Source organism: Streptomyces dengpaensis, assembly GCF_002946835.1.
In the GTDB taxonomy this organism is placed as follows: domain Bacteria; phylum Actinomycetota; class Actinomycetes; order Streptomycetales; family Streptomycetaceae; genus Streptomyces; species Streptomyces dengpaensis.
In genome coordinates this window covers 1,255,421-1,281,393 of sequence record NZ_CP026652.1, presented here as the reverse complement: position 1 = coordinate 1,281,393, position 25,973 = coordinate 1,255,421, and the positions used below count along the sequence as shown (strand labels likewise).

General features: G+C 67.9%; 16 protein-coding genes. 8 read left to right on the top strand and 8 right to left on the bottom strand.

Going from position 1 to position 25,973, the window contains the following annotated elements:
- Positions 1 to 50: 50 nt before the first annotated feature.
- A complete protein-coding gene (locus C4B68_RS05830) occupies positions 51 to 2,036 on the bottom strand; it encodes an N-6 DNA methylase (RefSeq protein WP_099502820.1) in 1,986 nt (661 codons plus the stop codon).
- Positions 2,037 to 2,179: 143 nt separating this feature from the next.
- Between C4B68_RS05830 and C4B68_RS05825 the strand changes: the two genes are divergently transcribed.
- The 4 genes from C4B68_RS05825 to C4B68_RS05810 all read left to right on the top strand — a co-directional run bounded on the left by C4B68_RS05825 (position 2,180) and on the right by C4B68_RS05810 (position 12,068).
- Positions 2,180 to 3,121 carry a serine/threonine-protein kinase gene (locus C4B68_RS05825; RefSeq protein ID WP_099502818.1) on the top strand — a complete coding sequence of 314 codons (942 nt, stop codon included), beginning with the start codon at positions 2,180 to 2,182 and terminating at the stop codon, positions 3,119 to 3,121.
- Between the two features lie 98 nt (positions 3,122 to 3,219).
- Positions 3,220 to 4,482: a serine/threonine-protein kinase gene (locus C4B68_RS05820; protein ID WP_099502816.1), complete on the top strand. Its 1,263-nt coding sequence runs from the start codon at positions 3,220 to 3,222 to the stop codon at positions 4,480 to 4,482.
- A 141-nt stretch (positions 4,483 to 4,623) separates the two neighbouring features.
- The gene (gene drmD / locus C4B68_RS05815; protein ID WP_099502813.1) at positions 4,624 to 7,866 is read left to right on the top strand and encodes a DISARM system SNF2-like helicase DrmD; all 3,243 of its coding nucleotides are present in this window, start codon (positions 4,624 to 4,626) and stop codon (positions 7,864 to 7,866) included.
- Positions 7,863 to 12,068 carry an Eco57I restriction-modification methylase domain-containing protein gene (locus C4B68_RS05810; protein WP_099502811.1) on the top strand — a complete coding sequence of 1,402 codons (4,206 nt, stop codon included), beginning with the start codon at positions 7,863 to 7,865 and terminating at the stop codon, positions 12,066 to 12,068. The genes drmD and C4B68_RS05810 overlap by 4 nt, the downstream gene beginning before the upstream one ends.
- A gap of 9 nt (positions 12,069 to 12,077) precedes the next feature.
- Here C4B68_RS05810 and C4B68_RS41245 read toward each other — a convergent pair whose 3' ends face one another.
- Positions 12,078 to 13,094, bottom strand: coding sequence for a type IIL restriction-modification enzyme MmeI (locus tag C4B68_RS41245; RefSeq protein ID WP_373682235.1), 1,017 nt, complete (start codon positions 13,092 to 13,094; stop codon positions 12,078 to 12,080).
- Positions 13,095 to 13,097: 3 nt separating this feature from the next.
- Between C4B68_RS41245 and C4B68_RS44635 the strand changes: the two genes are divergently transcribed.
- Positions 13,098 to 14,024 (top strand): tyrosine-type recombinase/integrase, encoded by a 927-nt coding sequence (locus C4B68_RS44635; RefSeq protein WP_099502809.1) that lies wholly within the window; start codon positions 13,098 to 13,100, stop codon positions 14,022 to 14,024.
- A gap of 105 nt (positions 14,025 to 14,129) precedes the next feature.
- Here C4B68_RS44635 and C4B68_RS05800 read toward each other — a convergent pair whose 3' ends face one another.
- Both C4B68_RS05800 and C4B68_RS05795 read right to left on the bottom strand, forming a co-directional pair.
- Positions 14,130 to 14,336, bottom strand: a complete 207-nt coding sequence (locus C4B68_RS05800) for a DUF397 domain-containing protein (protein ID WP_099502807.1) — start codon at positions 14,334 to 14,336, stop codon at positions 14,130 to 14,132.
- Positions 14,333 to 15,127 carry a helix-turn-helix domain-containing protein gene (locus tag C4B68_RS05795; protein WP_373682238.1) on the bottom strand — a complete coding sequence of 265 codons (795 nt, stop codon included), beginning with the start codon at positions 15,125 to 15,127 and terminating at the stop codon, positions 14,333 to 14,335. The genes C4B68_RS05800 and C4B68_RS05795 overlap by 4 nt, the downstream gene beginning before the upstream one ends.
- Before the next feature lie 303 nt (positions 15,128 to 15,430).
- On the opposite strand from C4B68_RS05795, the gene C4B68_RS05790 reads away from it, so the two are divergent.
- The 3 genes from C4B68_RS05790 (at position 15,431) to C4B68_RS05775 (ending at position 18,788) form a co-directional block, all read left to right on the top strand.
- Positions 15,431 to 15,898, top strand: coding sequence for an ATP-binding protein (locus C4B68_RS05790; RefSeq protein ID WP_180289297.1), 468 nt, complete (start codon positions 15,431 to 15,433; stop codon positions 15,896 to 15,898).
- A 611-nt stretch (positions 15,899 to 16,509) separates the two neighbouring features.
- On the top strand, positions 16,510 to 18,132 hold the full coding sequence (locus C4B68_RS05780; RefSeq protein WP_099502805.1) for a competence protein CoiA family protein: 1,623 nt from the start codon (positions 16,510 to 16,512) through the stop codon (positions 18,130 to 18,132).
- 326 nt (positions 18,133 to 18,458) lie between these two features.
- Positions 18,459 to 18,788, top strand: coding sequence for a deoxyxylulose-5-phosphate synthase (locus C4B68_RS05775; RefSeq protein ID WP_099502897.1), 330 nt, complete (start codon positions 18,459 to 18,461; stop codon positions 18,786 to 18,788).
- 60 nt (positions 18,789 to 18,848) lie between these two features.
- Here the strand turns inward: C4B68_RS05775 and C4B68_RS05770 are convergent, their stop codons facing one another.
- The 4 genes from C4B68_RS05770 to C4B68_RS05755 all read right to left on the bottom strand — a co-directional run bounded on the left by C4B68_RS05770 (position 18,849) and on the right by C4B68_RS05755 (position 25,731).
- On the bottom strand, positions 18,849 to 19,931 hold the full coding sequence (locus C4B68_RS05770) for a DNA polymerase III subunit beta family protein (RefSeq protein ID WP_099502803.1): 1,083 nt from the start codon (positions 19,929 to 19,931) through the stop codon (positions 18,849 to 18,851).
- 76 nt (positions 19,932 to 20,007) lie between these two features.
- Entirely contained in the window at positions 20,008 to 22,020 is a 2,013-nt protein-coding gene (locus C4B68_RS05765) for a serine/threonine protein kinase (protein ID WP_099502895.1), read from the bottom strand.
- A 169-nt stretch (positions 22,021 to 22,189) separates the two neighbouring features.
- The gene (locus tag C4B68_RS05760) at positions 22,190 to 24,736 is read right to left on the bottom strand and encodes a GmrSD restriction endonuclease domain-containing protein (RefSeq protein ID WP_099502801.1); all 2,547 of its coding nucleotides are present in this window, start codon (positions 24,734 to 24,736) and stop codon (positions 22,190 to 22,192) included.
- A 155-nt stretch (positions 24,737 to 24,891) separates the two neighbouring features.
- Complete coding sequence (locus C4B68_RS05755) at positions 24,892 to 25,731, bottom strand: hypothetical protein (RefSeq protein ID WP_099502799.1); 840 nt, start codon at positions 25,729 to 25,731, stop codon at positions 24,892 to 24,894.
- Between the last annotated feature and the right edge of the window lie 242 nt (positions 25,732 to 25,973).

The following is a 25,973-nucleotide window of genomic DNA, read 5'->3' as shown; positions in this document are numbered from 1 at the left end:
CCGGTGGTTCGTCGCAGACAGCGAAGAGCGCCCGAACCTGTGCGATGCTGTCAGATGATCAGCCCACCCGCGGCGAGTAGATCGCTCATGTCGCCCACCAGCCCCTTGCCCAGGCCCTCCGCCCTGGTGAGAAGCGCCTCGAAGGCCTTGAGGCGACGGAAGGTTTCGGCGTAAGTCGCCTGCTCCTCCAGGGGAAGTTGGAGTACCTGAAGGCGCCGGATGTCAACCCTGGACGAGCTGGAGGCGTGGGTGCCTGCCTGGCGTCCGTTGGCGGGCGAGCGCAGACAGCCGGCGAGGAAATGGGCATCCAGTTTCTCCGGGTCCACCCGCAGGGAGTAGAGCTGGGGACCCAGGGCCATCGGCGGTCCTTCGTGCACCCATGCTTTGAATGCCCTGATCACTCCGGCGACCACGACGTCGCCCTCCTCCGCGATGGTGTGTGCCGAGTCGGCGAGGAGTAGCCCGCTGGGAGTGCCGTCCATCAGTAGGTCAGGAACGGTAAGGAGCGGGACGGCGGTTTTACGAGGTGGTGCCGCGGTCTCCGATGGTTGTTGCCCGGCGCGGAGCGTCAGGGCACCGGCCTTGACGAGGTCCCCGACGGTAGCTGTGGCCTGCGGTGTCTCGGCCTCGAAGCCGAGTTTGGAAAGATACTGCACCTGACCGGCCAGGTCGGTCAGGGAGGCCCCCAACTGTCCCCACGATGTCGCGAGTTCGATGCCGGATGGTTCCGTGCTCGACGCGGTGTAGCGACCCGGAGTGACGTCCACCTCGTCGTCCAGCAGGTCGAGCAGGGGGACGCGCACGGCGCTTTCCGGTAGGTCATCGTCCGGACGGTCGAGGGCTTCCACGGCGGAGAGGACGAATGAGCCGAGAGCGTCCCAGTCGGGTCCCGGCTCGCGCGCGCCGGGTCGTGCGAAGTGTGTGGCGTCCACGAGTAGCGCGTCCTGGCTGGGTGGAGCGGAGAGGGGGCTGTCCGGAGCTGCCCTCAGAACCCACAACTGGAGTGACACACTGTGCGGTTGTGCGCTGCCGGGTGGCAGGGCCACGACCGCTCGAAGCGCACCGGTACGCAGCAGGGAACCCCGGATGCGTCGGCCCGCCTTGCGTGACGCGACGGCGGGTGGAAGGACGATGACAGCTGTCCCGCCGGGCTTCAGGTGAGAGAGCAGGTGCTGTACCCAGGCCAGTTCCGGCTCGGTCCGCGGGGGTAGTCCGTGTGTCCAGCGCTGGTCGGTGGCGAGTTCCTCATAGCCCCAGTCGCGTTCGTTGAACGGTGGGTTGCAGACCGCGATGTCGGCTCGCGCCCCGGCGAACGGATCCTCGCGCAGCGCGTCAGCCGTGGCGATCTCCGTACGGACGTCCCTGTGCTCCGTGATGAATCCGAGCCGGGCGGAGGCCAGCGCTGCGAGTGCGGGATCCCGCTCGCACCCCAGCACTACCAAGCCCGAACCGTCGTATTCCTGCGCGGCCGCGGCAGGCAGATGCCCAGTGCCGCAGGCTGGATCGAAGACGGTCAGCCCTCCTTCGCCCTCGCCGAGACGGACGGCAAGGGCGATCCGGGTCATCAGCGAGGCGAGCTGCGGAGGTGTGCTGCTGAGCTGCCGTACATGCGTTTCGAGCCACCGTTGCAGCAGGAACTCAAAGGTCTCGCGCTGCCCCTCGCTTCGCCCCAGCCTCGCCGCCTCGCCCACCAACTCTCGGGCTTCGGCGGAGAGTTCGGAATGCGAAATCCGGGCACGAGGAGCACGCATTCGACGGGCCGCCTCGGCGACAGCCAAGCCCGACTCGTCCCTGCTGCCGAGTGCCTCGAACCGCGGCCAGAGGAACTCGCGGCCACCGATGTCCTTGAGCTTGCCGTTGTCCCGCAGCCATTGCTCCACCTCCGCCAGTGAGAACTGCGGACTGACGTCGGTGCCGCCGATGCGGGTGGGAAAAGAGTCATGACGGCGGCGCCAGTTGCTCACTGCCGCGCGCCCCACGCCGGCGATCCGGGCGATCTCGGCCAAGCTGACGGGTACGGCGTTGGTTGTACTCATCGAACAGTCTCCGAGGTGCTTGGCCGGCTGGGCTGGTCAGGGTCCCAGTGGCTGGGGTGCGTGGAAGGCTACTACGCTCATTGACTTTGTTCACAGTGTAGAACTACGCAGTCGCTGTGTGAGAAGTGTGGAAGATGGGCGAAATGCAGAAATTCACGGCGGGAACAGTGGTGCGCGACCGCTACCAGCTGCAGTCGGTTCTCGGCCGAGGCGTGATGGGGCAGGTGTGGCAAGGGTCTGACCTGTATCTCGAGCGGCCCGTGGCGGTGAAGACGATCGCCGCGGATCTGCTGGCCGTCCCGCAGAGCCGCAAGGAGGCGCTGGCTCGTTTCAAGAGGGAGGCGCAGGCCGCGGCGCGCCTCGACCACCCCAACATCACCACGGTCTTCGACGCGTCGATCACGGACGACACCTGTTGTCTGGTGATGGAACTGATCGAGGGCACCACCTTGGAGTACCTCTTCGACCAGCAGGAGGGCGAACGATTCGACGTGCCCTCGGCCGCCGCCGTCGCCGCCCAGCTGTGCGCCGGGCTATCCGCGGCCCACGGCGCCGACCTCGTGCACCGCGACCTCAAGACGCAGAACGTCATGGTTCGGCGGGACGGCGTCGTCAAGATCCTGGACTTCGGACTGGTGAAGCTGCTCACTGACGTCGACCCGCGCCTGACCATGACCGGCGAGGGCATCGGCAACATATTCTGCGCGTCACCCGAACTGCTCTCGGGCCAAGACCGTCTCGACGGCCGCAGCGATCTCTACGCAGTGGGCTGCCTGCTGCACCACATGCTCACGGGCAGAACGCCCTTCGCCACAGACCAGCCGGCGCTCCTGGCCTCCCGCCACCTGAGCTCGCCCCCGCCCGTCATCTCCGGCTCGGGCGTGAACGTCCCCGGCGCCCTTCAGGAGCTGGTCACGGCCCTGCTCGCCAAGCGCCCGGACGACCGCCCCTCCTCCGCCACCGAGGTCTACGCGGCCCTCGCCCCCTACCTTCCGGAATCTGACCCAGGGCTGGCCACCCGCCGCGGTCTGCCCGAGGACCCACGCCGCCCTTTCGTCGTACCGCAGGGGCCGAGGCCCGTGTGAACAGTGAGAGGATGCCCTCGCTGACCGGGTGCGCCCCGCCGCTCCCGGCCGCAGGGGTGTGACAGGCGCCGCGGGCGCCGGGACTGGGGACGGGCGCAATGCGGCGAAGCCTTGGACGGTACGAGCTCACGCACGAGCTGGGCCGAGGCGGCATGGGGGTCGTCTGGGCGGCGTACGACCGTGACCACGGCCGGGAAGTGGCCATAAAGCTCCTCGCGCCCCGCAGCCGCAGTGCCGAACTCACCACGTTGGAGCGCCGGTTCCTGCGCGAGGCGCGACTCACCAGCCGGCTGGACCACCCGGGCATCCCCGCCGTCCATGATCACGGCAGCCACGAGGGCGAGCTCTACCTCGTCATGGACCTCGTCCCGGGCCGTGCCCTCGACGCCGTACTCGAGAGCGACGGCCCGCTAGCGGTCGAGCATGCGGCAGACGTCGCACGGCGTGCCGCCGACGTGCTTGCCTACGCCCACGGCCAGAGCGTCGTGCACCGCGACCTGAAACCGTCGAACCTGATGATCACCCCGGGCTGCGAGATCAAAGTCCTCGACTTCGGTGTTGCGGCCGCCCTGGAACCCCAGCCTGGCGAAACCCGCTTCACCGCGGCCAACGCGACCCCCGGCACGGTCGTCTACATGGCACCCGAGCAGGCCGTGGGCAAGACCGTGCCCGCCAGTGACCTCTACTCGCTGGGCTGTGTCCTCTACGAACTGCTCACCGGGACGCCCCCCTTCACCGACGGCAGCCCCTTCATGCTGTACCACCGGCACGCGAACGAGCCCGTGCCTCCGCTCGCCGAGCGCCGCTCCGGCGTCCCGACCGGGTTGCAGATGCTCGTGGCGGGCCTGCTGGAGAAGAAGCCCGAGGACCGGCCTGCCTCCGCGGCCGAAGTGGCCGCCCTGCTCGCGGCCTGGGCCCCGGCACGGACGACGGCTGCTGCTACGGCGCTCGCGCACCCACGACTGACCGAAATCGCCGCCCTGCGCCAGTCCGGCCACCCCGCCCGCGCCTTGGAGGAGTACGGGGAACTCATGGCTGCCCCTGGCCTCGGGCGCGCCGACTTTCTCACCGCCCGAGCCGGAGCCGCCCTGTGCGTGGGCGCGCTCGGCCGCACCCGTGAGGCCCTGGACGAGCTGAAGTCGGTCCTCGCCGAGCAGCGCAGCCTTCTCGGGCCTGGTGACCCCGCGGTGCTGGACACGCGGTACGAGATCGCCGTGCTGCTGGTCCGTACGGGAGAGCGGCACGCGGCGGCGGAACTGGTGCGGCGGCTGGCCGACGACGAGGACAGGGTGCTGCCCGAGGGTGATACCCGGCACGGACGCAGTCGGATGTTGCTGGGTCGGCTGCGGCGCATGGCCTGAAGCTGAAACGTACTACGCCCCCAACTTTGTAATCTCTGTTCACAGTTGACGGGCCGTGTTACGCTCCGATCGTGCTGTTCCGGTGGGGAGACGGGCCACTGTCTACGGACGGCGCAGGGGACACCGAGGGGAACAGCGCCCATGACGCCAGCAGTTCAGCGCGAGACCGAGCGGACGGGGGCGGAACAGCTCCCCGAGGAAGGCAATCTCGTCGAGGTGCGCGGCCAGTCATGGGTGGTCGCACGCGTCGAACAGTCCCCGGCCGCCGACGGCGACGAGGACCGCCGGGGCGCCACCTTGGTCCATCTCCAGTCCGTCGCCGACGGCCGTTTCGGCGACACCCTCTCCGTCATCTGGGAGGTGGAGCCCGGCCGCCGCGTGCTGCCCGCCGGTTCTCTCCCCGATGCCTCCACCGGTTCGTACGACTCCCCGAACCGCCTCGCCGCGTTCCTCGACGCCGTTCGCTGGTCCGCTGTCGCCTCTGCCGACGCCAAAACCCTCCAGGCTCCGTTCCGTTCGGGCGTCGCCGTGGAGCCGTACCAGCTGGAGCCGGTCTCCCGGGCGGTCGGCGCACCCCGCGTCAACCTCCTCCTCGCCGACGACGTCGGTCTCGGCAAGACCATCGAGGCCGGCCTCGTCGTGCAGGAGCTGCTGCTGCGCGGCCGGGCCCGCCGCACCATGGTCGTCTGCCCGGCCGGCCTCACCCTCAAGTGGCGGGACGAGATGGCCGAGAAGTTCGGCCTGGAGTTCACCATCGTCGACTCCGAGCACTGCGCCCGTCTGCGCCGTACCCACGGCACAGCAGCAAATCCCTTCCGCGTCCACCCGCTCACCATCGTCTCCCTGCCCTGGCTGCGCGGCCAGAAGGCCCAGCGCCTCCTCGACGAGGTCATCGGCGCCCCCGAGGAGAGCCCCGACGGCGAGCACAAGCGCTTTTTCGACCTGCTCGTCCTCGACGAGGCGCACCACGTGGCGCCCGCCGCACCCAAGCAGGTATACGCGGTCGACTCCCAGCAGACCAAGCTGATCCGGCGCCTCGTCCCGCACTTCGAGCACCGGCTCTTCCTCTCGGCCACCCCGCACAACGGCTACCCCGAGTCGTACACGGCGCTCCTGGAACTCATCGACGACCAGCGCTTCGCGCGCGGCGTGGACCCTGACAAGGAAGCCCTCAAGGACACCGTCGTACGTCGCCTGAAGTCCACCGTCACGAACCCCGACGGGACGCCCCGCTTCCGTACCCGCAAGACCCTGGAACTCTCGGTCAACTACACGCCGCAGGAGCGTGAGATCCACCAACTGCTCGGATCGTTCGCCGAACTGCGCCGCAAGAAGCTGTCCCCGAAGGCCCGTGGTGGCCGCCGCGCCGCAGACCTGGTGACGCTGCTGCTGAAGAAGCGCCTGTTCTCCTCTCCGGCGGCCTTCCTCCACACCGTCCAGGTCTACCTCTCCCACCTGGAGGACACCGGCTCCTCCCGCGGTCGCGCGGCCGCCGCCGAAGTCCCCGAGTGGCTGGAGGAGTTCGCCGATCTCGTCGCCGACCTCGACGACACCGGCCTCGTCGACGCCGAAGACGACGCCCTCACCCGCTCCACCTCCCTCACCCCCGCCGAGGACGGCCGGGAACTGGACCTGCTCCAGGAGATGGAGCGCTGGGCCTTCACCCACGAGGCCGCCCCAGACTCCAAGGCCGAGACCCTGATCCGCGAACTCAAGGCGATCTGCCGGCCGTCCGACGGCACGTTCTGGACCAACGAGCGGGTAGTCGTCTTCACCGAGTACCGCGACACCCAGGAGTGGCTCTACGACCTCCTCCAGCAGGAGGAACTCACCGACGGCGGCCGCGTCGAACGCCTCCACGGCGGCTTGTCCACCGAGGAACGCGAACGCATCCGCCTCGGCTTCCAGGCCGACCCGTCCCTCCACGAGGGCAAGGTCCGCATCCTGCTCGCCACCGACGCCGCCGGCGAAGGCATCGACCTCCAGAACCACTGCCACCGCCTGATCAACTACGACATACCCTTCAACCCCAACAAGCTCGAGCAGCGAATAGGCCGCATCGACCGTTGGGGTCAGAAGAGGGACCCGGAGATCTACCACTTCATAGGCTCCGGATGGGAGCAGGCCCAGGCGGGTTCCTACGAGGCCGACCTGGAATTCCTCTCCCGCGTCGCCAAGAAGGTCGCGCGCATGGAGCACGACCTCGGCTCCGTCAACGCCGTCCTCGCCGACGCCGTACAGCGCCGCATGACCGGCGACATCGCGCCGGTCGACATCGAGAACGCCAAGCCCAAGCCGATCAAGGGCCGCCGCACCGGTGGCGACGTCGCGCCCGAGCAGAACGTCACCGCCCAGACCAAGAGGCTCGCCGACCAGTACGAGGGCACCGTGTCGTCCCTCGGCCTGACCCCGGCCAACGTCAAGCGCGTCGTCGACACCGCCCTCGGCCTCGACAACCAGCCGGCGCTGCTGCCCTCCTCGTTCCGTGCCAAGCAGTTCGAGCCCGGCGACCTCTTCGAGGTGCAGCCCCTCTCGGGAAGCTGGGAGCGCGCCACCCGCGGCCTCGCCCACAAACTCCGCGAGGGCGAACAGTGCCCCCTCACCTTCTCCCCGGCGGTTGCCGCACAGGCCCAGGACGACGTGGTCCTCGCCCACCTCAAGCACCCGCTGGTCGCCCTCTCCACGCGCCTGCTCACCGCAGCCGTCTGGAACGCCGACGTGGTTGACCTGAACCGCGTCACTGCCGTCGTCTCCGACGACCCCGGCGTCACCACCACCCTGGTCTCCGCCTACGCGCGCTACGTCCTTGTCGGCACCGACGGCACCCGCCTGCACGAGGAAGTCCTGTACGCGGGCGGCTGGTTCGGCGACACTGGCCGGTTCCGCCGCTGGGAGTCGGTGAACGAACAGGGCCGGGTCCTGTCCCAGGCGCTCACCGAGGGCACCGAGGCCGCCCCGCACCTACGTAAGGAGCTCACCGAGTCCTGGCCCAGGCTCCGCGACCCGCTCTACAACTCGCTGGAAGCTCGCGCCACCGAACTCGGCCGCCAGCTCGGGAGCAGGCTCGCCGATCGCCGGGTCGAGGAGGAGCGCCGTATCACCGCAACTCTCGACCGCTTCGAGGCCACCCTGCGAGCCAAGCTCAAGGAGGAGGGTGACGGCGACGGCGAACAGCTCGCCCTGCTGTCCACCCACGAGCTCACCGGCCACGAACGCCGCCAGTTCGAGGACGACCGCCGCCGCTGGCGGGAACGCCTCGAAGGCCTTCCCGCCGAGCGCGAACGCGAACTCGCCGCCATCGCCGCCCGCTACCGCGAACCCCGCTCCCACCTCTTCCCCGCCGCCGTCGTCTTCGTCGTTCCCGCAAAGGAAGCCCGCCGATGAGCCCCCGCCGCCCCATGAGCAGTGGAGTCGCCGCCGCCAAGGCCAAGGCCGCCGACGGCCGCAGGCAGCACCAGGAGTGGCTGGACCTCACCGAGGTCTCCGGCCCCTTCCTGACCATGCCCGTCCTGCTGAGGGCCTGGCCCCAGCTCGACACCCTGGAGAAGGACGAACGCGCCCGGCTGCGCGCCCGCCACGCCGACTGGCAGACCGACACGACGGCGGGGCGCGACGAATGGGTGGCGTACATCCTGACCCGGCTCCTGGGCTGGAACGACGCCTTGACTCTCCGCGTGGGCGAGTTGGAACACCACGGCCTGGACCGCCTCACGCTGCGCGTCGCGGAGCACAACACCGAGGTCCGCCCCGACTTCGCCCTGGTCGACCCGGGGACCGATCTGGCGACCGAGCCCAGCGCCGAGACCGCCGCCAAGCGGGTGCGGCTGCTCGGGATGACCGTTCCGGCCGGCACCGCGCCCACCGCCCGCGCGGGAGGCGGCGGCGACTGGGCGGCGGCGCCGGCCGACCGCCTCGCCCGTCTGCTGCGTCACCACGGGGTGCCGCTCGGCCTGGTGACGGACGGCCGCTGGTGGTGCCTGGTCTGGGCGCCACTCGGTGGCGTCACGACCACGGCCGTCTTCGACTCCATCGGCTGGAACGAGGCGGCGGAGCGGAACGTCGTCCGCGCGTTCGTGTCGCTGCTGCGGCGCCGCCGCTTCTTCGAGTACGACGAGTCCGAGACGTTGGTCGGGCTGCTGAAGGCGAGCCTGGCGGCGGGCGAGGACGTCACCGAGGCGCTGGGCGTCCAGGTACGGCAGGCGGTGGAACTCCTCGTCGACGCCATAGGCCGAGCCGACGTCCGGGCCGTCGAGCACGGCGCACCGGGCCTGCACGGGTCCGGCGTCGGCGCGGGCGAGGTCTACCGGGGCGCGGTCGCGGTGATGATGCGCATCGTCTTCCTCCTGTTCGCCGAGGAGCGGGGCCTGCTGCCCGCCGACAACGAGGTGTACGCGCGCTCGTACTCCGCCCGCTTCCTGCGCGACGAGCTGAAGGCGCGCGCGGACGAGGAGGGCGAGACCTCACTGGAGCACACGACGTCGGCGTGGCACCGCCTGATCGCTCTCTTCCACGCCGTGTACGGGGGAGTGGACCACCCGGGCTCCGGCTTCCACCTGCCCGCGTACGACGGCTCGATCTTCGACCCCGACACGTATCCGTGGCTGGAGCGCACCACCCCGCTGCTCCCGATAGACGACCGTACGGTGCTCCACATGCTCCAGGCGGTCCAGGAGGTCCGCGTCGGCAAGGGCAAGGACCGCGAGGTCCGCACGCTCAGCTTCCGCGCCCTGGACGTCGAGCAGATCGGCTACGTCTACGAGGGGCTGCTGTCCTACGACGGGCGCAGGGCGACCGAGCACATGGTGGGCCTGATCGGTCCCGAGGGCCTGGAGCACGAGGTGCCGCTGCGGGAGCTGGAGTCCCTGGCGGCGAAGGCGGCCACGTCGTCAGGTTCGGGTGCGTCGGTGAAGGCGCTGGCGAAGGCCATCCACGAGAAGTGGAAGGACCCCAAGCCGCCCGCCACGGCAGGGCAGTTGGAGAAGAAGCTTGCCCCGCTGTCCACCGATGCCGCCGTGGAGGCGAGGCGCCGCCTGAACGCGGTGACGAAGGACCCTGCGCTGACGGAGCGGCTGGTGCCCTTCGTAGGCATCCTGCGCGACGACCTGCGGGGCCTGCCGACGGTCATCCCGAACGGCGCCCTGTACGTCACGGAGTCCTCGCTCCGGAAGAACACGGGCACGCACTACACGCCCCGCTTCCTCGCGGAGGAGGTCGTACTGCACGCGCTGGAACCGCTGGTGTACGAGCCGGGCCCGCTGCAGACGGCAGACACGGGGGAGTGGCGGCTGAAGTCCGTCGGGCAGATCCTCGATCTGAAGGTCGCGGATATAGCGATGGGTTCGGCGGCGTTCCTGGTGGCCGCCTGCCGGTACTTGGGCGACCGTCTGATAGAGGCCTGGGAGAACGAAGGCCGTACGGACGCGATGGTCTATCGGGCCGGGCGCGCGATCGACGCCGTGACGGCGGCCGACGCGGAACAGGACCCGGTGGTTGTCGAGGCCCGCCGCCAGATCATCGAGCACTGCCTGTACGGGGTGGACATCAACCCCATGGCGGTGGAGATGGCCAAGCTGTCGCTGTGGCTGGTGTCGATGGACCCGGGGCGTCCGTTCACGTTCCTGGACGACCGGCTGGTGTGCGGGGACTCGCTGCTGGGCGTGCACAACATGGAGCAGATCCAGGGCGTGCACATGAAGCCGGAGCAGCAGGCTGACATCTTGGCTGAGCAGGCGCGGCAGTTGGTGGATCAGCTGACCCGGGAGCGGTTGGCGATCACGGCGATCAAGGGCGTCGACCTGCCGGCGCTTCAGAAGAAGCGGGAGCGGTTGGAAGAGGTCAACCGGCATTCGCGGCGGCTGCGATTGGTTGGTGACCTGATCGCGGGGGCTGCGCTGGCTACTTGTGCTTCGGGGCGGGTGCAGTGGTACGCGGAGGACGGCGGTGAGCGCGTCAGGGACCTCTTCCCGCAGGCGGCGTGGATCGTCCAGCGGATTATGGAGGACGGGGTTGACGACGACTCGGACGTGATGCACGAGGCGCGGGTGAGGCCGAAGGAGTGGCTGGGGGCGGAGCTGCCGGACGGGGGGCTGGAGCGGCGGCCGGTACATTGGCCACTCGTTTTCCCGGAGGTGTTCTCGCTGCGCGGTGGGTTCGACGCGATTGTGGGGAACCCGCCGTTCTTGGGGGGCCAGAAGCTCACGGGCACGATGGGCGAGCCCTACCGTGAGTACATGGTCGACTACCTTGCTCACGGAAAGCGTGGTAGTGCAGACCTGGTGGCATACTTCGAGCTCCGTGCCCATCAACTACTGAACAGCGGCGGTCAGACAGGCTTGATCGCCACGAACACGCTGGCGCAGGGCGACTCGCGAGAGGTTGGCCTCGACCAACTGGAGGCAGCGGGTATCACGATCCGCCGTGCCATCAAGAGTGCGCGATGGCCTTCGAAGTCGGCGGCCCTGGAGTATTGCGCGGTGTGGACTGCTGTCCGCTCGCTGGCGGATTCTGCTGAGCGCATCCTTGACGGTGTGGCCGTGCGTGGCGTGACCACGTCACTCGATCCGCGATCGCGAGTCTCAGGCAAGCCGTACCGTCTGGTAGCAAACTCCGGACAGTCCTTCCAGGGCTCTATCGTCCTGGGCAAGGGGTTCCTCCTCGCACCCGAACAGGCCGAGGATCTGATCCAGCGGGACCCGCGCAGCAAGGACGTCCTCTTCCCCTACCTCAACGGCGAGGACCTCAACTCCCGCCCGGACTGCTCCGCTAGCCGCTGGGTGATCAACTTCCATGACTGGCCCGAGGAACGGGCCCGCGAGTACCCCGAAGTATTCGCCATCGTGGAACGGGACGTGAAGCCCGAACGGCTGAAGAACAACCGCAAGGTCTACCGGGACTACTGGTGGCAGTACGCGGAAAAAAGGCCAGCCATGCTCAAGGCAATCCAGGACCTCGACCGTGTCTTGGTGGTAGCACAGACCAGTCGAACGCAGATGCCAGCAATGGTTCCAGCCACACAAGTCCTTTCGCACATGATCGTCGTCATGTCAACAAGTCGCGCTTGCGACCTGGCGTTCCGATCCAGCAATATTCAATACAGCTGGACTGCGAAATACTCGGCGGCCCTGAAGGCAGATCTTCGATTCATTCCGTCCGATTGTTTCGAAACGCTGTATCAACCGCCAACCACGGCAGCTATGGAAGAAGCTGGTTCGGCACTTGAAAATTCGCGGAGTGTCATCATGGCCAATCGAGGCATAGGGCTGACTAAGCTCTATAATATTATCCATGACAGTTCCGTCGTCGACAATGACATTCAGGAGCTACGGAAGGTCCATCAGGAAATCGACGAAGCGGTGGCGGAAGCGTACGGCTGGACCGACCTTGAACTGGGGCACAGCTTCTTCGACACCCAGCAGGGCCGCCGATTCATCATCGCTCCCATCGTGCGGACTGAGATTTTGGACCGACTTCTAGAACTCAACCATTCGCAGCATTCGCGTACCGAATGCCAAAATATAGTAGTTTCAGATCGTCGACGGCAGGGGCCTCGCCTGGCGACCTCGCCCGGAGACGAATTCCTGTTCTGATCCCTTTATTTAGAACAGAGCATCCGCTTGCCTTCCGCGGAAGAGTCCCAGCTTGGCGGATTCTCCGGGCTTTCGGTTCCTGACACATGGTTCCGAACCGGAACTAGCGCCGTGTTGCTCATGGTTGAGTTCCAAGAGTCGATCCAATACCTCGGTCTGCGCAGCGGGAGCGATCGTAAACCGAGGCCCCTGTCGGGTCTGATGGAAACCATGTCCCAGCTCAAGGTCGGTCCAGCCGTACGCTTCCGCCACCGCTTCGTCGATTTCCTGGTGGGCCTTCCGTAGCTCCTGAATGTCATTGTCGACGACGGAGCTGTTATGGACCATGTTATAGAGCTTGGTGAGTCCCGCCTGTCGGTTATTCATGGCGCTTCTCCGAAATCTGTCGAATTCCAAGCCTACAGCCTGCATGCGTCTTGTAGGCGCAAGTTGGGGCAGCGTCTCATAGACGTCGGAAGGGGTGTAGCGTAGATCGCCCTTGAGACTGGATCCTCGATTGATAGCCCAGGTGTAGTGGATTCCGCTGCTCAGCAGGGAAAGATCCGTCGCCTTATTGCTGGCAAACACGACTGCCGCTTCGCTAATCACGTGTCCGGTATGAATGAACGCGGGGAGTGCCGTTTTGCTGACGCGAGCTACCACCAAGACACGGTCAAGGTTGGCAATAGTTTCGTATAGCTTTGGTGCCCGTTCGGCGAATTGCCACCACCTGTCTCGACGCGCTGGCCGGTTGTTCTTGAGCCGCTCCGGCTTCACGTCACGCTCGACGATGGCGAATACTTCGGGGTACTCGCGGGCCCGTTCCTCGGGCCAGTCATGGAAGTTGATCACCCAGCGGCTAGCGGAGCAGTCCGGGCGGGAGTTGAGGTCCTCGCCGTTGAGGTAGGGGAAGAGGACGTCCTTGTTGCGCGGGTCCCGCTGGATCAATTCCTCGGCCTGCTCGGGAGCGAGGACGAACCCGCTGCCAAGCACGTAGGAGCCGATGTATGCCCTTGGGCGGTTTCCGGATACCAGACGATTTCGCAATGTATGTATTTCTGGCCAAACGTGAGGTATTTAAGGTCAATTTCTTATGGCGAAGGGTTATGCCAGGGTGGCGCTGCGCATCCCCTTCCCATGGTTCTTGACGACTTCATTTCCGCACAGTGTGCCGACGGTTACTCGAACAACACCATTGGCGCCAGAGTCCGTTGCGTTCGAGCCATCGCAAAGGCCGCTCTCGTGAGGGTTGAGGAGCTGACCGTCGATCACGTGTTGAGCTACTTTGGTGCGCGCTCACTCAAGCCCTGGTCCAGGCGGACCTACCTCAACCACCTTCAGGCCTTCGGGAAGTGGCTGGGGGTGGATCTCGTGGCTGGCATACGCAAGCCGCCGGCGCCACGATCGACGCCCAATCCGTTACCCGAAGGCGAGTTGACCCGGTTGACCCTCCATACGGAGGGACGCCAGAGAGCATGGGTGCTCCTAGGGGCCTTCTGCGGCCTCCGTGCGCACGAGACTGCCAAGCTCAGACGTGACGACATCTCGGTCCTGCAAGAACGTGAGGTGGTTCTGCGCGTCCAGGGCAAGGGCGGTCGCACCGACATCGTGCCAATTCCGCCAGTCGTCGTACGCGAGTTGGATCTGACGAACGAGGGCCGTCTATGGGATGGGGTGAGCCCTGAGCGTATATCGCGTACCATCGCCAGTGTTGCCGCGAAGCATGGCATCCGGATGCGCTATCACCAGCTCAGGCACCGGTTTGGTACGGCTGTGTACCGTGCCTCCGGTCGAGACCTGCTGATGACTCAGCGACTGATGCGTCACGCTTCGCCCGCGACAACCGCTGGCTACGCAGCGGTGGCTGATGATCAAATCCACTCCGTGGTGGGCGCCTTGCCAGGTGCGGACCCTGACGCTCGGACGAAGCGGCCGCGGCGTCGCCGCGCTGATGCCTGCTCCTCCTGTGGTGGGTGACAAGGCGGACGTGTCACGAGGGAGCGGCACGTCCTCGCTGCGTCCGGACTCGCCGTTGCCTGTGGCGCAGGTGAGCCGGCTATTCCCATCAGGAGTTGTTCAGGGCTACCTCGTAACGCATGGCACGAACGCCGCCCACTCATCCCGGCCGATCCGCAGCACGGGCCCGCCACCCACGACCTTCGAGTCCCGTACGTACACGGCGTCCAGTCCGGCGGCCACCTCCACGCAGTCGCCGCCGCCCGATCCGCTGTAGCTGCTCTTGAACCAGCGCAGCCCGTTCACGTTTTCGGATACCTGCTCCACGCTCATGTCTCTCCCACCAGCTGTTCGATGAGCCGCGCCGACTCGGCGGCGTTCAAAGCCTGCGATCGCAGCTTGCCATACCGCAACCCGAAGGCGCTGACCTCCGCTGGATCACGAACGACGCACCCGACCTCCTGGGACTCGACGTATCCGATTTGTTGATGCTCGTTCGTCTCCAACACCAGGAACGGCCCGTTCAGGCCCGAGTGGAACCCCGTCGAGGCGGGCATGACCTGCACCTCGACATTGCGCAACGCTCCCACCTCCAGCAGGCGTTGCCACTGCCCTCGCATGATCTCCGCATCGGCCACCGGGTTGCGCAAAGCCTCCTCACTCACGATGAACGACAACTCCGCCATCGGCACCCGCGCCAGCAACTTCTGCCGGCTCAGCCGCGCCTCCGTATGCCGGTCGATGATCTCCTCGCTGAGCGGCGGACAGTGCCCGGCGAACACCGCCCGCGCATACCCCTCCGTCTGCAACAGCCCGGGCACCAGCAGCGGATCGTAGGAGAACCGGCTCACGACCTCCGCCTCGATCAGCGCGAAGTTCCGGAAGAACCTTGGCAGTTTCGCCCTGTCCACCTCGTCCTGCAACACATCCAGAACCCCGCCCGCCTTCAGCACCCGTTCCGCCGCCGTCGTGAACGCCGCCTTCGCCGGCCGCCGTCCCTGCTCGACGGACGCGACCTGCTCCAGCGAGTAGCCGATCGCGTCCCCGAGCTGCTGCTGGTTCAACCCGGCTCGCTTGCGCAAATGCTGGAGGAGCACACCGTACGCCGACCACACGCCCGGCAGATCGGGCGCCTCGTCCTTCGTCTTCGCTGTGCGACCCGCCCGCGTGTCCCGTACGTCCCGTACCGTCCTCACAGTCCCACGCCCTTCCCGTCCCGCTCCGCACCCCGCCGCCCGCGACCGTGTTCGCCACCGGGCCATGTTCAACGCCGCCCGCAAGAACCGGGACACGCCGCGGGACCCGTACAACGCCCGTACAGGACCCGTACAACCAAGTGCACAGCCAGTCGCCCCCTCCGTACGACCAGCACGCCGTACGGCCGTCGTACCTGGTTGGCGGGCCATTCACCCCATCACGCTGACACCGTGACCCAACAACAGACCACCGACGAAACGAAGCCGCCCCACACGCCCGCCCCCCAACTGACCCTGCGCTTCAGCAGCACCAGACGCGGCGCCCGCCTCGCCCGCCAGCTCGCCGTCCAGCAGCTCACCGAGTGGACCGGCCTCCCGCACGACTCCGACCCCGCGCTTGCCGTCGCCCACGTCACCGCCGAGCTGGCGTCCAACGCGATCACCCACGGCCGCCTCCCGGGCCGGGACTTCCGGCTGACGCTCCTCCTTCTGCCCGACGCGGCCCGTATCGAGGTGACAGACGCCCGCCCGGAGAGTCGTCCCCCTCATTCCGTAGCCGAGTTGGCGCCCCTCGACGCGACATCGGGCCGCGGCCTACTCGTCGTCGAGGCGTACGCGGACAGCTGGGGTTGCACCTCCCGTGATGCGTACACGAAGACCGTCTGGGCGGAGGTGCCGCTCCGTAATGCGGGCTCGTGACGCACCCACCCCTCGTCGGAGCCGGCAGCCCAGCGAAAGCCGCGGCGACGCCGACGAGGGAGACCGTCAGTGATCGGCGTAGTGCTCCGCCAGCTTCTCGATTTCCGGGTCCACAGCTGCATGTCGTCACCCGGTCGCTTGTACGGTGCGCGCCGGGCCAGCTTTAAGAAGCCGCCGGACGGCCAGCCGCTGTCCTTCAGCACCACGAGCGCCGACAGCAGGGGCAGTGATCCATCAGGGCTCTCTCGGACCGAGGCGTCTTCCAAGAGGTAAGGCATGGGGCCCTCGTAGGCGGGGACGTGATGACCGAGCCGTGCCAGTTCGCTGCTCAGTTCGCCGTACGGAATAGGTGCCGCACCTTGGCGTGCCCGAGAACGCAGGATCTCGATCACGGCGTCCAGAGCCTGCTCGTACTCAAGCGTGCCCTTCTGCATGTGCCCCTCCCGGCCTCTTGTTCCGATGACCGTTGAGCGTATGCCGCCGGCCTCGCGATCGCGCTCGAATGCGCGAAGCGGACGTTTACCTCTTGTGAACTGAGTACATGGATCGCATACTGATGGCGATCAACGTCGCCCGCCCTCCCGGCAGGCGCGCGTGGCCCGGGGGGATTCATGATCGGCTCAGACGGCAGACTCGTGCAGACCGCGGTGATCGGGAGTCGGAACTCGGGACGCGCGATCATCCTGCCGACGGACGCGGACGAACTGACCCGGTGGCGTCGACGCCACCCTACCTACACCTACTGGTGCGGCACCCAGCTCGGCGGTTGCGGCAACGAGTTGTCGGACCGTTTGTACCGCGACAAGGTCTGCCACTTCGCTCACCGACCCCACACCTCCTGCCACCGTACGGCCACCGGCGCGGCCAGCGCGGACCACCTCTTCATCAAGGACGACCTCGCCGCATGGGCCGGACGCAACAGGCTGAAGGGGCAGGCCACTTCACGCGACCTCGGATCCGGCCCCGGCGACGCCGTCGACTTCCGGGTGGGCGCGGCCAGGCAGCATGTGCGCTTCCAGTTCAGCAGGCTCGCGCACGCCGAGTGGTACCAGGCCCGCCAGAGGCTCTCCCGTGAATCGTTCACCCTCGACTGGGTCTTCGGTCCAGGAACAGCCCAGCCGGAGACCCTGGAGGAGCTGTACGACGAGTACGGATACCTGCTCCGCTTCCGCTTCGAGACGCTCGGTGCGGTACGGCGCATCCGTCTCAGGGCGGAGGACCCCCGGCGCAGCACCGACTGGGTGCCCCTCGACGCCTGTGCGATGACCCCTGCGGGGCTCCGGGTCCCGGGCGTTGAGCCGCGACGACGTTCGGGTCCCCGCCCGGCCGCCGCGGCAGGAGCCCCGCGCGGGGAAGCGCCGGTGCGGCGGTCCCGCGCGGAGCAGGTGCTCGCGCTGAAGGAGGCACTGGTGAGCGCCGCGAGGTTTCGGACCCGGCCCACCTGGGAGGCGCTGGCCCGAACCGCCGGAAGCGCCCTGCTGGAGCTGTCCGTCCCGGACCGTGTCGGTTTGCTGGTCGCAGTGGAGCAGACCGGCGGCGGCGAGGGGAGCCCGCTCCTGTCGGCGCTGATCAGGACCGGGGAGAGTGACCCGCCGCCCTACGTGGGGGACGTGATCGCCGCTGTCGGTTGCGGGGTTCCCGCGACGGCGGCGGTACTCAAACGATGGTGCCAGCGCGAGGCGGACCGGGCGTTCGCCGTGTACGGGGTACCGTCCCGTACGGCTCCGCCGCGGCTGCCGCTCACCGCTGATGGTCAGCTTGCCGCGCAGCAGAGTACGGAGCCTGCTCAGCGCCAGACCATCGTGCATGTCCAAGGCGGTCTGGTTTGGCAGGCCCCGGCCCGGCCGAAACCGCAGCCAGAGGGTCGCGGCGGGATCCCCCTGTACCGCGACACGGAGATTCGGCATGCTCTGCGTGGCGCACGGCAGAGACCGGGACCGAAGCACGCCGCGGCTCTCATGGTGCGGGCGGAGGAGGCGCTGACGAGGCTGCCGGAACCGCAGCGCACTCAGTTGGTCGCCGAGATGGCGACCACCCGCCGCTGGCTGGACAGCCGACCGGACACGCTGAAGCCGAAGCCTAGGCAGAGCCGGCGCGCGAAGAAGGCGGTGGACGCGAAGAAGTCGGCGCGAGCGAAGAAGACGGAGCAGGGGAAGAAGGCGAAGAACCCGCTGAACGGCGCACGTCCCCTGCCCGGGGTCGGAGACGCCCGACCGAAGAAGAGGCCGAAGTGAGCGGTGTTCCCGCCACGAGTGCCGGCCTCGGGGCCTCTGGTGCGGTTCGACCGCAGACGTGGTTCCGTCCTTCGCGTCCACCGCATGCGAAGGTCGGTGCTCCTTCGAGCAATCAGCTCACCAGCCAGGCCCGTTGACCGAATACGGAGTTGCCCATTGTCCCGACACCGACGTGCCGTGGGCACCGCCCTGCTCGTCGTCGCGGCGCTCGCCAGTGGTGGCTGCGGGAGTGACACGAACCCGGGGCGTCGGGTGAGTTGACCTGCTGGCGGTCACGGCCCGGAAATTGCGTCGAGTTCTCCATGTGCGCTGCCTACCCTGGCGACATGGCCCATGCGAAGACCCACTACGTCTGCCTCCCCTGTCGGGCCTCGTACAAGCAGCCCTACGACAGGGACAGGCAGCGGACCTGCCCCCGCTGCGCGCAGCCGCTGATTCACGTGGGCTCTGCCTTCGCCGCACCCCGCCGCCGGGACACCGCGGCCTGGCGGACACTGTCCGTGCTGCTGCGCGCGGGCGTCCGATTCCACAAGAGCTGCTGCGGCGGGCCCGGGTACCGTCCCCGCACCCTGAGCGAGGTCCGTGAGCGGATGACGTACGCCCGGCGCAGCGGTGAGCCCTTCGCCAGGGCACTCGTACGGTGCGAGGTGCCGTGACGCCGACGCGGGACTGAGTCTGGCGGACGGAGACAAGGACCAACCCGGCCCGTACGGACGCTAGTTCTCCAGGCGGACCGGCATCAGGAGCGAGAAACTGTCCTCGTCGTCGGGGCGGCGGATCGCGAGCGGTGCCATGGGCGCGCCCAGCTCCAGGATCAGCTCGTCCCTGGCTCCGGCGGTGAGCGCGTGCAGAAGGAACTCACGGTTGACGGCGACGTTGTTCTGGTCGTCGTCACCGTCGTCGCACACGATCACGGTCCCGTCAGCCGTCATCCTGAGCACGCTGAGGTCGTGGGGCTCGCCGCCCTGCTTGCGGGTCTCGCTCGTGCGGACCGGACCGGTCTTCAGCGCCTCCCGGAAGGTCGCCGTATTGACGTGGGCCCGGCGACCGGCCGGCAGGTGGACGAGGCGACGGTAGTCGGGGAACTCGTGGCCGAGGCTCTGGCCGGCCGCTTGCCGATCCCCGGTCTCCAGCGTGACGCGGTCACCGTCCACCGCGAGCTGGACAGGTTCCTCGCCGGTCAGCAGCGCCCGTATCGCGTCGGCGAGCGGAAGAGGCACGACGACCTGCGTGCGAAGCCCGCCGCGCCCGGTCGTGGGTGCCTGCGCGACGGCCATCCGGTAGCGGTCGGTGGCCACGAGGTGGAGGCCTTCGCCTTCGATGTCGAACAGGATCCCGCCGAGCATCGGCAGCTCCGGGGCGGTACCGGCCGCGAAACGGACCGCGTCCAGCGCGGCGGCGAGTTCCGGTGCGGGGACGGACAGCCGGGCTATGGCGGTGCGGAGCGAAGTCATGGGGTTCTCCCTGTGGTCGAGTAGAGCTCGGAGCGTGGAGAACTCGCTGCGGGCGTCGGACAGCCCCAGTTCGAGACGGCGCAGGTGCGCCTGAAGGAGACCGCGCACCAGGTCCGTGTCCGCGCCGGCCCAGGCGGCCAGGACGAGTCGAATGTCCGCCAACGGCATGCCTGCCCGGCGCAGCCGGGCCAGCAACCGGGCCTCTTCCAGCTGCTGGGGCTCGTACCAGCGGTAGCCGCTGACCGGGTCGACCCAGGCGGGGACCAGCACACCGGCACGGTCGTAGAACCGAAGCGCGCTCACGCTCAGTCCGCCGTCCCGGGCCATCTCCCCAATGCTGCGCATCTCGTTCTCCACACCCGGAACTCTGGGCCCTCGACAAGGTCGAGGGTCAACCTCGGCCACGGTCCGGACCTGTCACTCAGGTCGGGCAGTCGGCCTGCGTGGTGGCCGTACCCCAACGGATCATCATGTAGTGCGACCCGCCGATCTCCGCCACGGCGTAGCGAGAGTACGGCCAGGCGCTTCCCGCGCTCTCCCGTTCGTTCACGAGAGCCCGGCACGCCTCACCGGCGACCAGGCCCGCCCAGGAGTCGACCTGCTTCTCATTCCACTTCACGTAGTCCGACCAGACGTACATCACCGCATTGTCGGGGTCGAAGCCCACCTTGATCTGCCTGTTGCCGAGCACGCGATCCGTGCCAAGTGTCTGACGCATCCCGTTGGTTCCCGCGATGATCTTCCTGGCGGCTCCGTCCGCGACCCGGATCTCCGCACTGTCGGTACTGGGGATCATCGCCTGCCCCAGGCCGTTCTCGTCCGGCTGCCAGTCCTGCGAAACGTCCGTGTCCTGCCCGGTGCCGTCGTCGGCGGCCGACTGGCACTCGGCGTTGGTGACGAAATCGTCCTGCCACGTCACCTGGGGATCCTGGCCCTGCTCCTCCTTCACCATGACGTACGTGCGGTACGGCAGGTCCGGGTGCAGGCGGAGAACGAGGTCCCGCAGCGTCAGACACATCGACTTGGCGATCTCCGTCTCCGCGTACATCGTCCCCTGCTCGTCGGAGGTCAGCCGGTACGAGAGATAGACCTCCCGGCGCGACTCGTGGAACCGCACGGTTTCCGGGGTGAAATCGACGCCGCCGCCGAGGTCCTGGGCCTCCACACCCTCGTCGTGCAGGACCGCGCGCGCCACGTCATGCTCGCCCGCGCCCTGTGCCGCTCGCGCCTGGTTCCAGCTCGCCACACTCGCCGAGCTGCCGCTCGCGGCCTGCTGCTCCGCCGCCTCGTCCCCCTTCGCGGCGCTCGCCGAAGACTGCCCGGATACGGCCGAGGCCAGCGGCGACGCCGAGGCCGCGGACGAGGGCGCATGACGGCCGCCCCCGGCGTCTCCGGGCAGCAGCGCCGCCACTCCTCCGGCCAGGCCGCCGATGACGCCTGCCGCGAGGACGACGGCACCGGCCAGTCGCTTCTTCGAACGGCTCCGCTCCGAGGGCAGCTGCCAGGTGGGGTCCTCCGCGGCCGGCACCTCCCAGACGGCCGTGATCATGTCCACGGCCGTCGCGGGCACCGCATCGGCACTCGCTACCTGAGTGACCTGAGAGGCCAGCAGCACCGCGCACTCCTGGGCGGCTTCGGCGGCCGACGGGCGGTCACCCGGTTCCTGGACCAGCGCTTCCTCCACGGTGCGGCGCAGTGGTGCGGGGACGCCGTCCAGGTCGGCCTCGCCCGACATCACGCGGAAGGCCACCACATCGGGCGCGCCGGCCACGAAGGGCAGCCGGCCCGTGGCCGCGTAGGACACGAGTGCTCCCCACGCGAACATGTCACCCGCCGGCCCCGCGGTGCCCTGACGGTACTGCTCGGGGCTGATCCAGCCGGGGGTGCCGGTCATGACCCCGGTACGGGTGACGCTGGTGCCGTCGGCGGCGTGCGCGATGCCGAAGTCCAGCACACGGGGGCCGGCGGGCGTGAGCAGGACGTTCTGCGGTTTCACATCACGGTGCACCACTCCCACGGCATGAATGGCGGCCAGCGCCTGCGCCGTGGCGGCCGCGAAGGCGTACAGGCTCCCTTCCGAGAGCGGTCCGTGAGCGAGCACGTGCTGGTTCAGCGTCGGCCCGGGAACGTAGGCGGTGGCCAGCCACGGGGTCGGCGCGTCCGGATCGGCGGCGAGCAGTGGGACCAGGTGCGGCCCGGTGACACGGGAGGACAGTTCCACCTCGCGCCGGAAGCGAGCCCTGAACTCCGGCTCCTGCGCCTGCTCGGGATGAATCACCTTGACCGCCACGCGCATTCCGTCGGAGGTGACGCCGGCATGGACGGTGCCCATACCGCCCGCGCCGAGACGGCCGACGATGCGGTAGGGGCCTATGCGGGAGGGGTCGCCGGGACGGGCCGGCTGGACTCTTCCGCCGGAGCCGATTGCGCTCACGAACACTTCCTTGAACAGAGGGTGGCCTGGGCAGGCCGCGGTGTGACAGGTGGTCAGGAGGCAGGGCCTTCGGGGGTCCGGTCATACATCGGCCAAGGCGAACAGCGGATGCCGCTCCAAGCCGCAGGGGTGCTGGACAGTGGCAACCGTCCGCATCCGGAGCTCGGCTTCAGCCCCGCCGCGCCAGATCCAGCGCCGCCACCCCCACGAACCAGTCCAGCACCTCGCAGATCTCGTCACCGTTCCGCGCGAAGACACTCAGCGGGAAGGACGGACGCAGCTCCAGCTTCGCCTCGGGCAGGTCGATGCCGTCGATCTTGTTCAGGCGGTTCAGGAGCTCCCGGCGCTGTTCCGTGTCGTCGAAGGGGCTGCGGGTCTTCAGGTACTGGAAGACCACCTCGACCGTTCCGCTCACGGGGTAGATGCCGACCGGCCACATCAGGTGGGGCCGGCGGCTGGTACCAGCGTCCAGCATGGGGAAGCAGCTCGTCTCCTCGTGCCGGCCGTAGGTCACATGGCCGCCCTGGTGGCGCCAGAAGTCGAGGGCTGCCATGACTCCGGCGTACGCGTCCGGCCAGTTCTCCCGTAGCTGCGCACGGAAGCGCTCGGCGGCCGCCTCGTCCTCTCCTTCGGGGAGCGGGTCGTGTACGGCGGGCTGTGTCACGTCCCTGCCCAACAGGGTGGCCAGCTCGGCGGCGGACAGGCGCTGGGAAGGGTGGGCTCGCCCCAGGGAGTCGAAGCGCACTCCCTCGCTCGTCAGCAGGTCCTGCGGCGGCGGCCGGTCGCTGCCGTCCGCCCAGCGGAACGAAGGGGAGATCCTGCCTTCCACAGTGAGCACGCGGTAGGCGCCGATCACCGTCGTGTTGGCGCCCAGGTAGGAGCCGACGGGTACCGGGTGGCTGCCGATCAGCTCGGCGACATCGCCGTAGGTCGTCCAGGTGCCGCTCGGCATCGCGACCAACGCGGACCGCAACTCCGTCCAGCCGGGCCACTCGTCGCCGGCCGGCTTCACTCCGCCGATCGGTCCCGGCCACAGCTCCGTCGCGCGCTCGGAGAGCCTGTCGGCGCGGTGCATGATCTCGGCCTTGCCCCAGCGCTCGGCGGAGGCGATCTCCAGATTCATGCGCAGGGCGCTCGACTCGAGAATCTGCTGCTTGCGCTGGAAGGGATGGTTGGACAGCTTGGAATTGTCGCCGGTCAGTGTCAGGTTGCCGAGCGTGTGTACGAGCAGGTCGTGCAGCTCCTGTGGCGACTGGTTCCCCTCGGTCTCTTCGTCGAGCAGGTCGAACCAGGCCTGGGCCGGGCGCTGGGGGAGGACGTGCTCCACGCTGAGGGACGCCTTGTCGAAGTCGACGGGCTCGGTGGGGCGGTAGCTCTCCTCAAGGCGACGCAGAATGTAACTGCGCTGTGGGGGTCGGCCACTCCAGTAGAACGGCTTGCTGCGGATCGCCTCGCGCAGCTCCTCGTCGCTCGGCCACCGACGGCGTCGGCCTGACAGGAACCGCCGGACAGCTTCGGCCGCCGGCCGGTCGGTCTCCAGCTCCTTCGGGGCCTCCATGAAGATCCGGTTGAGGCCCGTGGTCGGTGTCTGGCAGATGAGGCGCCTCACCAAATACGACTCGACATAGAGCAGGGCTTCCGCCGCGTCTTCGGTAGTCGTGCTGCCTGCCTCGACGAGGTCCAGCAGATGGAGTGCCAGAGGGTAGTGGGTCTGACCGCCCCAGGCCGCGAGGCGTTCCAACACGGTACGGAGAGAAGTTGAGGGCTCACGGGCAGGTTCGACGATCCGGAGGAACCGTCGCCCCCGCTCCGCGAGCTGGGCGACCTCCCGCTGGAGCGCGTCCTCGTCGCCGGCAAGCGGCTGGAGCCGTTTCTGCTGTTCCCGGTAGATCTCGCTCTGTTTCGTCTTGTGGTGGCCGCGCACAACCAGGTCCAGCCAGACGAGGAGTTCGAGGTTCTTTGGTCCGAGGGTCTGTTGCATGGGCAACCACAGCTCTTGGTAGACCCGCTCACCGCGCTTGGGAAGGAGCATGAACACGTAGTTGCGCAGCAGGTCGCTCTGGCTGAGCCCGACGCCCGTGTTGTTGATCGACTCGAAGATGCGGTACACGTTGTCGCCCGGCTCGGCGGTGATCTCCACGATCGAGAGCAGGTCTTTGAGGACGGTCTCGACCGTCGCCACCCATCGCTGTATATCCGCTTCCTGACCCTCGGCGAGCGCACCGCGGAAGAAGCGGTACGCCGCACCGATGTTGTCACCCCCGCCCGCCTCGGCCCGGGACTGGACACATGCGGTGTACGCTTCCCGGTCGGCCTGGGTGGGCAGCAACCGGTAGTGGTCGAAACCCTCGTGGAACTCGTTGACCAGGATCTGCCGGTGCACCCTGTCGGCGGCCCGCGACTCGCCGCTCGCCTTGAGGTGATCGCGCAGGGCGGTGAAGGCCAGCATCAGGGTGGTCAGTCGTTGCTGACCGTCCACGACCAGCCATCTCTGTACGCCGCCCGCTTGGATCTGGCCCGGAGCCAGTACCACTGAGCCGAGGAAGTGCGGTGCCGTGGACTCTCCGGACACATGCTGGTCGACGAGTTCACCGACGTCCTCCCAGAGGCGCTTCAGCTGCTCCCCGCCCCAGCTGTACGTCCGCTGGTAGAGCGGTACTTGGAACTGCTTGTCCCCTTGGACGAGCTTGAGGAAGGTGATCTCCTGGGCGCGCATGCGCTTCCTTTCCCTGCCGGGTGCACAGGTCCTGCCAGTCCGTCCAGCGGCTCGGCCCTCGGTGACAGCGGTCAACTGAATCTAACGTGAACTCAGTCAACGGTGGTGGGTTTTGGTTCATCCTGACGTTCACGTAGGGAGCGCGATGCTGCTCATCAGGCGTCGCTGTCCGCCAGCGCTGCGGTCGACTGGTTGGAGATCCTGGGCATCGTCTCGTTCGGGGACCGGCGCAGAAGCTTGATCGTGCGGCCTTCGACCCAGGCGTTCCACGACTTGAGGTAATAGAGCAGGTGCTCGCGTGAATCGTCATGACGACGGTGGGTCTTGCCCGCCGCCAGGCTGAGCATGGTGTTGCGCAGCGTGAGGCGCGGATCGCCGGGTTCCAGTCGCGCGCCGGTGATGACTCCGTCCTGCCAGGAGGACTGATCGATGTCGGGCCGCGCCTCTGTGGTGACGTACCAGCCAATCGTCGCCGCCGTGACCGTGATGCGGCATGCGCGGTTGAGTGCGATGCCGTGAGAGAGGGCGTCGCGGATGCCCGGGTGCTTCTCGAGCATGACCAGGAGCTGGTCGTTGCTGGTGACGGATGAGCTGCCGCTCCACGCGGAGTTCGGTGCGTGCAGGTAGAGGTGGAGCCCACGCAGGGCTGCGGCCAGGTGCGTTGCGTTGGTCTCGCCGGCGAGGGCGAGCGCGTCCCGACCAGTGCGCTTGCGCCCTGTGTCCATCACTGTGAAGGCGGTGCGGGGCACGCCGTGTGTGACGGTCAGTGGCACTGTGAGCCCGGCCTTGACGATTGCCGCCAACCGGTGCTGACCGTCGATGAGTACATCGTCCTCGTCGAAGGCGATGCCCTGGTGTGTCAACTGCCATTCCCCGCGCTGGATCTGGTCGGCCAGCTGCTGCACCGTGTTCTTGCTGAGAGGCCGGTTGTTGGTGTTTCGCGTGAGCCACTTCGCGGCCAACTCGGGCGAGACGTGTAGCACTTCCATGCGCATGGCGCGTGTGCCTTTCCTTGGGATGGTCGACAGGTTGGACGAAGGACGCAGGAGCATCGTGCGCTAGGCTTGTGAACTAAGTCAATACCTATAAGTGCTTGCTGGCCTGTTATCGATGCGTGATGCGGGTGGCTGCCCGTCGGGACGGCCTCGCCAGATCCCTGCTGATACCCTCGATCCGTGTGCTCAGTTCACACTCGAGTTGACGTGCCGGGGGGCGCGTTGGGTTCGTGCTTCGGGTG

Excerpts from the sequence above, each read along its gene's own strand:
- C4B68_RS05770 (WP_099502803.1), bottom strand. The coding sequence starts at position 19,931 with ATGCGCAGCATTGGGGAGATGGCCCGGGACGGCGGACTGAGCGTGAGC.
- C4B68_RS05755 (WP_099502799.1), bottom strand. The coding sequence starts at position 25,731 with ATGCGCATGGAAGTGCTACACGTCTCGCCCGAGTTGGCCGCGAAGTGG.
- C4B68_RS05800 (WP_099502807.1), bottom strand. The coding sequence starts at position 14,336 with ATGAGCGTGGAGCAGGTATCCGAAAACGTGAACGGGCTGCGCTGGTTC.
- C4B68_RS05820 (WP_099502816.1), top strand. The coding sequence starts at position 3,220 with ATGCGGCGAAGCCTTGGACGGTACGAGCTCACGCACGAGCTGGGCCGA.
- C4B68_RS05810 (WP_099502811.1), top strand. The coding sequence starts at position 7,863 with ATGAGCCCCCGCCGCCCCATGAGCAGTGGAGTCGCCGCCGCCAAGGCC.
- drmD (WP_099502813.1), top strand. The coding sequence starts at position 4,624 with ATGACGCCAGCAGTTCAGCGCGAGACCGAGCGGACGGGGGCGGAACAG.
- C4B68_RS05830 (WP_099502820.1), bottom strand. The coding sequence starts at position 2,036 with ATGAGTACAACCAACGCCGTACCCGTCAGCTTGGCCGAGATCGCCCGG.
- C4B68_RS44635 (WP_099502809.1), top strand. The coding sequence starts at position 13,098 with ATGTATTTCTGGCCAAACGTGAGGTATTTAAGGTCAATTTCTTATGGC.
- C4B68_RS05760 (WP_099502801.1), bottom strand. The coding sequence starts at position 24,736 with ATGCGCGCCCAGGAGATCACCTTCCTCAAGCTCGTCCAAGGGGACAAG.
- C4B68_RS05775 (WP_099502897.1), top strand. The coding sequence starts at position 18,459 with ATGGCCCATGCGAAGACCCACTACGTCTGCCTCCCCTGTCGGGCCTCG.
- C4B68_RS05825 (WP_099502818.1), top strand. The coding sequence starts at position 2,180 with ATGCAGAAATTCACGGCGGGAACAGTGGTGCGCGACCGCTACCAGCTG.
- C4B68_RS05780 (WP_099502805.1), top strand. The coding sequence starts at position 16,510 with ATGATCGGCTCAGACGGCAGACTCGTGCAGACCGCGGTGATCGGGAGT.